The organism is Hydrogenophaga sp., assembly GCF_035481345.1.
GTDB lineage: Bacteria > Pseudomonadota > Gammaproteobacteria > Burkholderiales > Burkholderiaceae_C > Hydrogenophaga.
The window spans coordinates 18,016-27,922 of sequence record NZ_DATIGV010000163.1 but is presented as its reverse complement, the minus strand read 5'-3'; the positions used below and the strand labels follow the sequence as shown (position 1 = coordinate 27,922).

The window sequence follows — 9,907 nt, the reverse complement described above, 5'->3', positions numbered from 1 at the left end:
GCCCGTACAGGCCCCAGCCGTTCTCGCGCCGCCGGTCGATGTAGGGGCTGACCCATTTCTCGGGGTAGTAGTCGTATTCCTCCCGGTACTCCGCAGCCACGGCGGGATTGGCGTAGATGGCGTCGTGCGCGGCGCAGACCTTGGCCACGAGTTCGTCGCGCACCGCGTTCTGCAGCACGTACACGCGCCAGGGCTGGGTGTTGGTGCCCGATGGCGCGCGGCGGGCCACGTCCAGGAGGTGCTCGATGGTCTCGCGCGGCACCGGGGTGGGCAGGAAGGCGCGCGCGGACATGCGGCTGGTGATCGCGGCATCGACGCTGGCGGGGTCGATCGACACGGGCTCGGCGAGGTTCATCGAAGTGTCTCCAGGGTTTTCTTCAAGGCGTCGGGCAGGGCCACGGGCCGGCGGCTGGTGCGATCGACATAGACGTGCACGAAGTGGCCGTGGGCCGCCGTGTGCTCGGCGCCGTCGGCGAACAGGCCGACTTCGTAGCGCACGCTGGAGTTCCCCAGGTGCGCCACACGCAAGCCGGCCCACACGGTCTGTGGGAAGGCCAGCGGTTCGAAGTAGTGGCACTGGGTCTCCACCACCAGGCCGATCACGCCGCCGGTGTGAATGTCCAGCGCGCCCGATTCGATCAGGTGCGCGTTGACCGCGGTGTCGAACCAGCCGTAGTAGACGACGTTGTTGACGTGGCCATAGATGTCGTTGTCGGCCCAGCGGGTGCCGATGGCGCGGAAGACGCGGTAGTCGCTTCGGGGCCGGGCCTGGGGACGGGAAGCCGGTGCGGTCATGGCGCCGGATTGTGCCAGTGCGTACCCTGGGGGGTGGCCGCGGGCACGGTCGCGAGCGCCAGGGCCTGCCAGCGGCACTCGAACGCCAGCGCGGTGCGGTAGGTGTTGACCTGCACCTGCAGGGTGGTCTCCATGTCGTGGCCGTAGCCGCCGCCCATGGCGAAGACCAGCGGCAACCGGCGCGACCAGGCCCAGTCCATCACGCGCCGGTCGCGCGCCTCCAGGCCATCGAAGCTGAGCTTCAGGCGGCCGAGCCGGTCGCCCTCGTGCGGGTCGGCGCCCGCCAGGTACAGCACCAGACCGGGCTCGAAGCGGCGATCCAGTTCGCCCAGCGCCAGCTCCAGCGCGTGAAGGTAGTCGTCGTCCCCGCAGCCGTCGGGCAGTTCCACGTCCAGATCGCTCGGCTCCTTGCGGAAGGGAAAGTTCTTCGCACCATGCAGGGACAGCGTGAACACGCTGGCATCGCCAGCAAAGATGTGCGCCGTGCCGTTGCCCTGGTGCACGTCCAGGTCGACGATGGCCACGCGCAGCGGCTGGCGCATGCCATGGCGGCGAGCGTGCTCGGCCTGCACGAGCCGCGCGGCGACGGCGAAATCGTTGAAGACGCAGAAGCCGCCACCCTTGTCAGCGTAGGCGTGGTGCGTGCCCCCCGCGAGATTGGCCGCCAGACCACCGCCCTGCCCCATCACGCGCCGCGCGGCCTGCAGCGTGGCCCCCACCGAGCGGCGCGCCCGCTCGGCCATGGCCGGGCTCCAGGGAAAGCCGATCTCGCGCTCCAGCGCCGGGCTCAGCGTGCCGCTGGCCACGGCGTCGATGTAGGCGGGGGTGTGCACCAGCGCCAGCTCGCCGTCGCTGGCGGGCAGTGCCTCGTGCATCTCCACCTCGGGCAACTCCCGAGCCAGGCGCTCGCGCAACCGGCCGTACTTGGCCATGGGAAAGCGGTGCCCGCTGGGCAGGGGCAACACGAAATGGTCGGCGTAGAAAGCGTGCACGGGGTACGGTCCGGGGAGCTGCGGCGCATTGTGGGCGGGGGACCAAGCCGCAGCGCAGGAAGCGGATTTAGAAAGCCCTCTCCAAATTGTTGCGGCGCAGCAAAAAGGGGCTTGCGCTCCACCGGCAGGTCCTGAATAATTCGCCCCATGTTGCAGCGCAGCATAACGAGTGGAAGCACCGCTCGAACGGGGTTCCAGCCCCCACGCCGCAACCGCCGTTGTCCCCATCCACCCCTCAGGAGAATCCTCATGCTGACCGCCGAACAAATCGTCGCCGCCCAAAAGTCCCAGATGGACACCCTCTTCGGGCTGACCCAGAAGGCATTCGAAGGCGTCGAGAAACTGGTTGAGCTCAACCTGCAAGCCACCAAGGCCGCCCTGTCCGAGTCCGCCAACAACGCCCAGGCCCTGCTCAGCGTCAAGGACGCCCAGGAACTGCTGAACCTGCAAGCCAGCCTGGTGCAGCCTCTGGCCGAGAAGACCGTGGCCTACAGCCGCCACCTGTACGACATCGCCTCCGGCACCGGCGCCGAGTTCAGCAAGGCCGCCGAAGCCACCGCCGCCGACACCCAGAAGAAGTTCATGGCCGTCGTGGACAACGCCGCCAAGAACGCGCCGGCAGGTTCGGAAACCGCCGTGGCCGTGATGAAGAGCGCCGTCTCCGCCGCCAACAACGCCATCGAATCGGTGCAGAAGGCTGTCAAGCAAGCCACCGACATGGCCGAAGCCAACTTCAACACCGTGGCCGCCACCGCCGTGAACGCCACCAAGACCGCCGCCAAGAAGCGCTGATTAGCACAACATTGCTGCCGTTGATCGCGGGACTTGACATTTCGTCGCCCGCCCACAATTGGTTCAGCAAGACAGTCTTAGCCTGAACACCCAAGGTTTTGCTGTCATCGGTTTTTTCTGGTTGTCTCCTCGGGTCCTTTTCGAAATTCGGTTTCATCGGACCCTTCAATGCCCTCACCACACGGTGAGGGCTTTTTTTTTGGTTACATGCCCCCCGGTGAACCCCGGGACGGGCCTCCTAGAATGCCTGGGACCTAGCGCCACGCGACCGCGGACGGCGCGCTCGATGAACAACGAGGTTCCATGCAAGAGGCGGGCATCACGCAGCGCGACTGCGACGTTCTGGTGATCGGCGGTGGGCCCGCAGGCTCCACGGTCTCCACGCTGCTGGCGCGCGAGGGCCACCATGTGGTGCTGCTGGACAAGGACCGGCACCCGCGCTTTCACATCGGCGAATCGCTGCTGCCGGCCAACCTGCCGCTGCTGGAGCGGCTGGGCGTGGGCGATGCCATCCGCACCATCGGCATGCACAAGCCCGGGGCCGAATTCGTCTCGCCCCAGCACAGCCACACGCAGGTCTACTACTTTTCCGACGCCTGGGACAAATCCCTGCCCGCGGCTTACCAGGTCAAGCGCGCGGATTTCGACCACGTGCTGCTGCGCAACGCCGCCGCCCAGGGGGTGGAGGTGCACGAGGGCACGCTGGCGCGGGAAGTGCGCTGGTCCGCCGACACCCGGCGCGCCGAGTCGGTCACCTCGGTCGACGAGAGGGGCCAGGCCATCGAATGGCGCCCCCGCTTTCTGGTGGACGCCTCGGGGCGCGACACCTTTCTCGCCAGCCGTCTCAAGAGCAAGGAAAAGAACCCGGACCACAACAGCGCCGCCGTGTACGCGCACTTTCGGGGCGCACGCCGGCGGGCCGGCGCGGACGAAGGCAACATCACCATCTTCTGGTTCGACCACGGGTGGTTCTGGTTCATCCCGCTGAGCGACGGCGCCACGAGCGTGGGCATGGTCACCTGGCCGTACCACATGAAGACGCGGGGCGGTCGGGATCTGCAGGCGTTCCTGCTCGACAACATCCGCAGTTGCCCGGCGCTGGCCGAGCGCCTGGCCGAGGCCGAGCCCGTCACCGCCGCCGAGGCCACCGGCAACTACTCCTATCGCTCCACGCTGAGCCACGGCGAAGGCTTCCTGCTGCTGGGCGACGCCTACGCCTTCATCGACCCGGTGTTCTCCTCGGGTGTGTGGCTGGCCATGAGCAGCGCCGAGGTCGGGGCCCGAACGGTCAACACCTGCCTGCGCGAGCCCGCGCAAGCGGCCCAGGCCATGCGCCGGTTCGATCGCCACATGCGCCATGGTCCGCGCGAGTTTTCCTGGTTCATCTACCGCATGACCAACCCCACCATGCGCGGCTTCTTCATGGAGCCGCACAACCCCTTGCGCATGAAGGAGGCCCTGTTGTCGGTGCTGGCCGGCGACCTGTTCGGGCGCACGCCGATCTGGCCCTCGTTGTGGGCCTTCAAGGGCCTGTACTTCGCGGTCAACCTGGGCAACCCGCTGCGAACCTGGCGGGCCTGGCGGCAACGCCAGCGCAACATTCGGCCCGCCCCTTCGGCCAAGGCCTCCCCGGCCCCATGAGCGGCCTGCAGTGGCTCACGCAGCGCGTGGTCGAGACATCGACCGCGCACACCGTGCTGGGCGGCGCGGCCCTGCCCGACGCGCCCGGCCGGCCGGGCTGGCCGGAACAGCGCCTGCGCATGGCCGTCGAAGGGGGCACCAGCGCGACCTGGCGCGAGGCCTGGTGCACCGACGGCCCCCTGCAGCAAGGACAGGCCGCCGGCCTGCAATGGCGCTGCGGCCGCGACCTGCTGTACGGCCTGATCGAACTCGATGAACCCGCGCCCGACGCGCCCGAGCGCGGCAAGCACCTTCGCGAACGCACGCGCGAGGCCTACCTGCGACTGTTCGCCCTGCTGGGCGAGCGCGGCATGCCGCACCTGTGGCGCGTGTGGAACTTCATGGCCGACATCAACCGCGACGAAGAAGGCCTGGAGCGCTACCGCTGGTTCAACCTGGGCCGGCACGACGCCTGCTCGGCCGTGGGTGCCGCCAGCGCCGCCCAGATGCCGGCGGCCAGCGCCCTGGGCTGGGCCCGGGGACCGCTGTCGATCGCCTTCCTCGCCGGGCGCACGCCGCCGCGCCCGATCGAGAACCCGCGCCAGGTGAGCGCCTTCCACTACCCCGGCGACTACGGGCCGCGCCCCCCGCTGTTCGCGCGCGCGGCGCTGGCCGAATCGGGACACCACGAGTGGCTGTTCGTCTCGGGCACGGCCAGTATCGTGGGCCACCAGACCGTGCACCCCGGCGACGTGGTGGCGCAGTGCGAGGAAAGCGCCCGCAACGTGCTGGCGGTGCTGGAACAGGCCAACCACGCGACGCGCACCGCCGGCCACCGCCCCGAGGCACTGACCCACCGCGTGTACGTGCGCCACGCGGCCGACTTTCCGGTGGTGCGCCGCGCGCTGGAGCGTTGTCTGGGCGGCGCGGGACTCGCGCTCGTGCAGGCCGACATCTGCCGCCACGACCTGCTGGTCGAGGTGGAGTCCGTGGCCCACGGTCCCCTGCTCACTTGATGCGGTTCGCCCTGCCACGGACGGCCCAGGCGCTGCAAGCGCTGCGCGAGCGCATCGCCATGGTGATCGGCCTGGGCACGCTGGCACTGCTGTGCCTGAGCTGGTCGCCGATCGCGCTGCTGCTGCACCATGCACTGCCCCGCCGCTGGGGCCAGCCCCTGGGCCGCCGGGTGGCCACGCTCACGTTCCGCTTCTACCTCGGCGTATTGCGCGTCGCCTGCGGCTGCCGCTTCAACCTGGACGCGCTCGACGAGCTGGCCGCGCAGGGGCCCGCGATCGTCGTGGCCAACCACCCCAGCCTGCTCGACGCCCTGCTGCTGATCTCGCGCCTGCCCAACGCGGTCTGCATCATGAAGGCCGGCCTCATGGACAACCCGATGTTCGGCGCGGGCGCCCGGCTGGCGGGCTACATTCGCAACGACAGCCTGCTGCACGCGATCCTGCACTGCCGCTCGACCCTGCGCGAGGGCGCGCACGTCATCGTGTTTCCGGAAGGCACGCGCACCACCGAGGCTCCGATGAACCGCATTCCTGTCTCGATCGGCCTGCTGGCGGTGCGCGCGCAAAGGCCCGTGCAGACGGTGCTGCTCGACTTCTCCAGCCCTTACCTCGGCAAGGCCTGGCCGCTGTGGCGCCGCCCGGAACTGCCGCTGCACGTGAGCGCGCGGCTGGGCCGCCGCTTCGCGCCGCCCCACGACGCCCAGGCCTTCACCGACGAACTCCAGCGCCACTTCGATCAGGCCCTGAGCGCCCCGTCTCCTTCTCTGAATTCATGTCCCAAGCCTCCACCACCCACCTCGTCCTGATCCCGGCCTACAACCCGGGTGACCTGCTCGCCCGCACGGTGCGCGCGGCGCGGGCCCAATGGGCCCCCGTGTGGGTGGTGGTCGATGGCAGCACCGACGGCTCGACCGCCACCGTGCAGGCCATGGCCGCGCAGGACCCGCAATTGCGCGTGATCGTGCTGCCGCGCAACCAGGGCAAGGGCGCCGCGGTGCTGGCAGGCCTGCAGGCCGCCGCGCTGTCCGGCTTCACCCACGCGCTCACCATGGACGCCGACGGCCAGCACCCGGCCGAGCTGATCCCGCGCTTCATGGCCACCTCGGTGTCCATGCCCGACGCGATGGTGCTGGGCAAGCCCGTGTTCGGCCCCGAGGCGCCCGCGCTGCGCGTGCAGGGGCGCCGCTTGTCCAACGCCTGGGCCGACATGGAAACCCTGGGCATGGGCATCGGCGATTCGCTCTACGGTTTTCGCGTCTACCCGGTGCGCGCGCTGATCGACGTCATGCGCTCGACACGCTTCATGCGCCGCTTCGACTTCGACCCCGAGGCCGTGGTGCGCCTGTGCTGGGCCGGCGTGCGGCCGGTCAACGTGGACGCGCCGGTGCGTTACCTGGCGCCCGAAGAAGGCGGCGTGTCGCACTTCAAGTACGTGCGCGACAACCTGCTGCTGACGTGGATGCACAGCCGGCTGTGGTGGGGCTTCGTTTTTCGGCTGCCGATGCTGTTGGCGCGCCGGCTCAGGCCATCGCGCCGTTGATGCCGATCACCTGCCCGCTGATGTAGCCCGCGCGCTTGGAAGCGAGGAAGGCCACCAGATCGGCCACTTCCTCGGCGCGGCCCGCCCGCTGCATGGGCACCAGTTGCTTCACGGCGGCGGCGTCGAACCGGCCCTCGGCCATGCCGCTGTCGATGAGGCCGGGCGCCACCGCATTGACCGTGATGCCCCGCGCGGCCACCTCCAGCGCCAGCGAGCGGCCCGCCGCGTGCAGCGCGGCCTTGGCGGCCGAGTAGTTGACTTGCCCCCGGTTGCCCAGCACACCGGAGACCGAGGTGATGTTGATCACCCGCCCCCAGCGCGTGCGGATCATGGGCAGCATGAGCGGCTGCGTGACGTTGAAGAAGCCGTTGAGCGAGACGTCGAGCACGCGGTCCCACTGATCGCCCGTCATGCCGGGAAACACGGCGTCGTCGTGCACGCCCGCGTTGTTCACCAGCACCTGCACGGCGCCCTCCTCGGTCAACGCGGCCAGGGCCGCGGCGCAGGCGGCGCGGTCGGTCACGTCGAAGCGCAGGGCGCGCGCGCGGCCGCCCGCGGCGAGGATGCGATCGACCACCGCCTGGGCACGCTCAAGGCCCTGGTTGGCGTGCACCAGCACCTCCAGACCGTCCTGCGCCAGGCGCTGCGCGATGGCGGACCCCAAGCCGCCGCTGCCCCCCGTGACCAGTGCCCGCTTCATGGCCGGGCATCTCCGGCATCGAGCACCACGGCGGCGCGCCCATCGGCCACGGCGCCGCGCGCGCCAACGACGCGAAAGGCATAGAGCACGTTGCGGTCGTCGCCCGACAGGCGCTCGGCGTGCACGCGCAGCGGCGCGTCGCTGGCGGCGATGCTGTCCACGTGCAAGTTCACACCGCGCACGCTGGCCAGGTAGCCGGCCTTCGGTGCATCGTTCGTTCCCGCCACCAGGGCGCCATGCACCGCCATGGCCTGCGCGGCGTACTCCACGGCGTTCACCGCCCCCAGGCCGCCGCCGGCCGCGCGCAAGGGATGCGCACCCAAGCCCTCAAGCCGCGCTTCGCACTCGATCGCCTCGGGCGACCACTGCCGCACGGCATCGAGCAGGCACATGTCGAACTGGTGAGGGATGCGCTGGGCGATCCACTCGCGGTCAAGCGGCGCGTGCGGGGTGGGGTCGGGGGTGGTCATGGTCAGCGGGCGTGAACTGTACACGCAGCCGCTGGGGGGCGAGGTAGTCGATGACCACGGGGCGCTCGTCGCGCCGCGCGATGCGCTCCAGCAGGGGCAGGCAGCGCAAGGCGGGGAAATCGGCGCGCAGCGCGTCGAGCCCCGCCAGCGCCATGGCATCGGGGGCGTCGGGGACCAGCGTGGTGCGCAAGGTGCCCAGGCTGTGCTCGCGCCGTTCGGTGCCCAGCCAGAACGCCGCGCCTGCGGCGTCGGGCACGGGCCGGCAGGCGCGCAAAGGCTCGGGGTATTCGCTGTCGTAGGCCACCAGCAGCAGTTCGCCACCGTCGCATCTGAGTTGGCCCAGCGCGTCGATCCAGCCTGCGCCGAAGCTCGCGTCATAGGCGCAGAGCACCTGGCTGGGCGCCATGGAGCGCGTGGCGATGCCCCAGTAGCCCGCCGCCGCGTTGTGCACCGAGTTGTGAAAGCGCGTGGGCGAGATGGCGCGGTCCTCGCCCGCGAGCTGCTCGCACAGCGCATGGCAGTTGTGGCCGTCCGCGCCCGATGAGGTGAACACCGTGGCGATCTCGCTCGGGTCGTGCCCCTGCAGCGCGTGCAGGCCCAGTGCCAGCGCCACGCGCACCGTGCGGCTGGCACGGCGGCGCTCGGCAGCGGGCAAGGCCTCGGCCGGCGGCAGCACCGACGGCGCCTGGGCCCAGGCCTGTTCGCCGCGCAGCACGGCGGCGGCGTGTGCCCAGTCGGGTAGGCCGGGGGCGATGACCGACAGGCCGTGCAGCCAGAGGGTGTCCCCGTTCATGCGTCGCCCTTTCCGAACACCAGGCTGCAATTGCTGCCGCCGAAACCGAAGGAGTTGGACAGCGCGTGCCGCAGCCCGGGCACCGGCGCCCCCCGCAGGCGGTAGTCCACCGCGATCACCGGGTCGGGCGTCTGCGTGCCGGGGCTGCCGGGCACCCAGGACTCGCCCAGCGCGATGGCGCAGACCACGGCTTCCAGCGCGCCCGCCGCGCCCAGGGTGTGCCCGGTGGCGCCCTTGGTGGACGAACACGCCACGCCGCGCCCGAACAGCGCGGCCACGGCCTGCCCCTCGGCGGCGTCGTTGGCCGGCGTGGCGGTGCCGTGCAGGTTGATGTAGCCGATGTCTTCAGCCCCCAGGCCGGCCGAGCGCAGCGCCGCGGCCATGGCGCGCTGCGCGCCCAGCCCCTGCGGGTGCGGGGCCGACATGTGGTGGGCGTCGCTCGATTCACCGGCGCCAAGCAGGCGAACATCGGCCGGCGTGTCGCCGCGTTCGAGCAGCGCGAAGGCGGCGGCTTCGCCGATGGAGATGCCGTCGCGCCTCGCGTCACCGGGCCGACAGGGCTCTGGCGAGGTGAGCTGGAGTGAGGCGAAGCCGTACAGCGTGGTGAGGCACAGGGAATCGACGCCCCCGACCACGGCGGCGTCGATGGTGCCCAGTTGCAACTGGCGCGCCGCCGCCGCGAACACCTTGGCGCTGGACGAGCAGGCGCTGGACAGGCTCATGGCCACGCCCTCGATGCCAAATGCCTCGCGCACGAAGGCGCTGGCCGAATGGATGTTGTGGGTGTACTCGTAGCGGAACCAGGCGGGCAGCGCGCCCGTGGCCGGGTCGCGCTCGCGATAGGCCAGTTCGGTCTGCAGAACACCCGAGGTGCTGGTGCCGATGAACACGCCCACGCGCCCGGCGCCGTATCGCGCAATGGCCTCGCGCACGCGCTCGGAAAAACCGTCCTGCTGCAGGCCCAGCCAGGCCAGGCGGTTGTTGCGGCAGTCGAAGGCGCGCAGGGTGTCGGGCAGCACCACCTCGTCGACACCGGCGACCTCGCCGATCCAGGTGGGCAGGTCCACGGTTTCGAAACGGCAGGGCTCAAGGCCACTGCGCGATTCGCGCAGCGCCAGCGCGTGCGCGGCGACGCCGCGCCCGAGGCAGGACGTGGCGGTGTAGGCGGCGAGAGAAACGGCTTGCATGG

The 9,907-nt window shown here is 70.5% G+C and carries 12 protein-coding genes; 5 read left to right on the top strand and 7 right to left on the bottom strand.

The window, feature by feature from the left end; genetic code table 11:
* From VLG41_RS16665 to VLG41_RS16655, 3 genes are all read right to left on the bottom strand, one after another.
* Positions 1 to 355: nitroreductase family protein (locus tag VLG41_RS16665; protein WP_325350513.1), on the bottom strand; the 355-nt coding region annotated here is incomplete at its 3' end.
* Entirely contained in the window at positions 352 to 795 is a 444-nt protein-coding gene (locus VLG41_RS16660; protein WP_325350512.1) for a thioesterase family protein, read from the bottom strand. The genes VLG41_RS16665 and VLG41_RS16660, both read right to left, overlap by 4 nt.
* A complete protein-coding gene (locus VLG41_RS16655; RefSeq protein ID WP_325350511.1) occupies positions 792 to 1,787 on the bottom strand; it encodes a histone deacetylase in 996 nt (331 codons plus the stop codon). Before VLG41_RS16655 ends, VLG41_RS16660 begins: the two co-directional genes overlap by 4 nt.
* Positions 1,788 to 2,036: 249 nt before the next feature.
* Between VLG41_RS16655 and VLG41_RS16650 the strand changes: the two genes are divergently transcribed.
* From VLG41_RS16650 to VLG41_RS16630, 5 genes are all read left to right on the top strand, one after another.
* Positions 2,037 to 2,579, top strand: coding sequence for a phasin family protein (locus tag VLG41_RS16650; RefSeq protein ID WP_325350510.1), 543 nt, complete (start codon positions 2,037 to 2,039; stop codon positions 2,577 to 2,579).
* A 303-nt stretch (positions 2,580 to 2,882) separates the two neighbouring features.
* Positions 2,883 to 4,220, top strand: coding sequence for an NAD(P)/FAD-dependent oxidoreductase (locus VLG41_RS16645; RefSeq protein ID WP_325350509.1), 1,338 nt, complete (start codon positions 2,883 to 2,885; stop codon positions 4,218 to 4,220).
* A complete protein-coding gene (locus VLG41_RS16640; protein ID WP_325350508.1) occupies positions 4,217 to 5,215 on the top strand; it encodes a hypothetical protein in 999 nt (332 codons plus the stop codon). Before VLG41_RS16645 ends, VLG41_RS16640 begins: the two co-directional genes overlap by 4 nt.
* Entirely contained in the window at positions 5,215 to 6,021 is an 807-nt protein-coding gene (locus VLG41_RS16635; protein WP_325350507.1) for a lysophospholipid acyltransferase family protein, read from the top strand. Before VLG41_RS16640 ends, VLG41_RS16635 begins: the two co-directional genes overlap by 1 nt.
* Positions 5,988 to 6,755, top strand: a complete 768-nt coding sequence (locus VLG41_RS16630) for a glycosyltransferase family 2 protein (protein WP_325350506.1) — start codon at positions 5,988 to 5,990, stop codon at positions 6,753 to 6,755. Before VLG41_RS16635 ends, VLG41_RS16630 begins: the two co-directional genes overlap by 34 nt.
* On the opposite strand, the gene fabG is transcribed toward VLG41_RS16630, so the two are convergent.
* The 4 genes from fabG to VLG41_RS16610 are packed head-to-tail and all read right to left on the bottom strand — an operon-like array spanning position 6,736 to position 9,905.
* Entirely contained in the window at positions 6,736 to 7,455 is a 720-nt protein-coding gene (gene fabG, locus VLG41_RS16625; RefSeq protein ID WP_325350505.1) for a 3-oxoacyl-ACP reductase FabG, read from the bottom strand. The genes VLG41_RS16630 and fabG overlap by 20 nt on opposite strands.
* Positions 7,452 to 7,925 (bottom strand): hydroxymyristoyl-ACP dehydratase, encoded by a 474-nt coding sequence (locus VLG41_RS16620; RefSeq protein ID WP_325350504.1) that lies wholly within the window; start codon positions 7,923 to 7,925, stop codon positions 7,452 to 7,454. The genes fabG and VLG41_RS16620 overlap by 4 nt, the downstream gene beginning before the upstream one ends.
* Positions 7,888 to 8,718: a beta-ketoacyl synthase chain length factor gene (locus VLG41_RS16615; protein WP_325350503.1), complete on the bottom strand. Its 831-nt coding sequence runs from the start codon at positions 8,716 to 8,718 to the stop codon at positions 7,888 to 7,890. Before VLG41_RS16615 ends, VLG41_RS16620 begins: the two co-directional genes overlap by 38 nt.
* On the bottom strand, positions 8,715 to 9,905 hold the full coding sequence (locus VLG41_RS16610; protein ID WP_325350502.1) for a beta-ketoacyl-[acyl-carrier-protein] synthase family protein: 1,191 nt from the start codon (positions 9,903 to 9,905) through the stop codon (positions 8,715 to 8,717). Before VLG41_RS16610 ends, VLG41_RS16615 begins: the two co-directional genes overlap by 4 nt.
* Positions 9,906 to 9,907: the final 2 nt, after the last annotated feature.

What these genes read in the sequence shown, in the direction of transcription:
- VLG41_RS16660 (WP_325350512.1), bottom strand. Translation starts at nt 795, where the DNA reads ATGACCGCACCGGCTTCCCGTCCCCAGGCCCGGCCCCGAAGCGACTAC.
- VLG41_RS16650 (WP_325350510.1), top strand. Translation starts at nt 2,037, where the DNA reads ATGCTGACCGCCGAACAAATCGTCGCCGCCCAAAAGTCCCAGATGGAC.
- VLG41_RS16645 (WP_325350509.1), top strand. Translation starts at nt 2,883, where the DNA reads ATGCAAGAGGCGGGCATCACGCAGCGCGACTGCGACGTTCTGGTGATC.
- VLG41_RS16640 (WP_325350508.1), top strand. Translation starts at nt 4,217, where the DNA reads ATGAGCGGCCTGCAGTGGCTCACGCAGCGCGTGGTCGAGACATCGACC.
- VLG41_RS16635 (WP_325350507.1), top strand. Translation starts at nt 5,215, where the DNA reads ATGCGGTTCGCCCTGCCACGGACGGCCCAGGCGCTGCAAGCGCTGCGC.
- VLG41_RS16630 (WP_325350506.1), top strand. Translation starts at nt 5,988, where the DNA reads ATGTCCCAAGCCTCCACCACCCACCTCGTCCTGATCCCGGCCTACAAC.
- fabG (WP_325350505.1), bottom strand. Translation starts at nt 7,455, where the DNA reads ATGAAGCGGGCACTGGTCACGGGGGGCAGCGGCGGCTTGGGGTCCGCC.
- VLG41_RS16620 (WP_325350504.1), bottom strand. Translation starts at nt 7,925, where the DNA reads ATGACCACCCCCGACCCCACCCCGCACGCGCCGCTTGACCGCGAGTGG.
- VLG41_RS16615 (WP_325350503.1), bottom strand. Translation starts at nt 8,718, where the DNA reads ATGAACGGGGACACCCTCTGGCTGCACGGCCTGTCGGTCATCGCCCCC.
- VLG41_RS16610 (WP_325350502.1), bottom strand. Translation starts at nt 9,905, where the DNA reads ATGCAAGCCGTTTCTCTCGCCGCCTACACCGCCACGTCCTGCCTCGGG.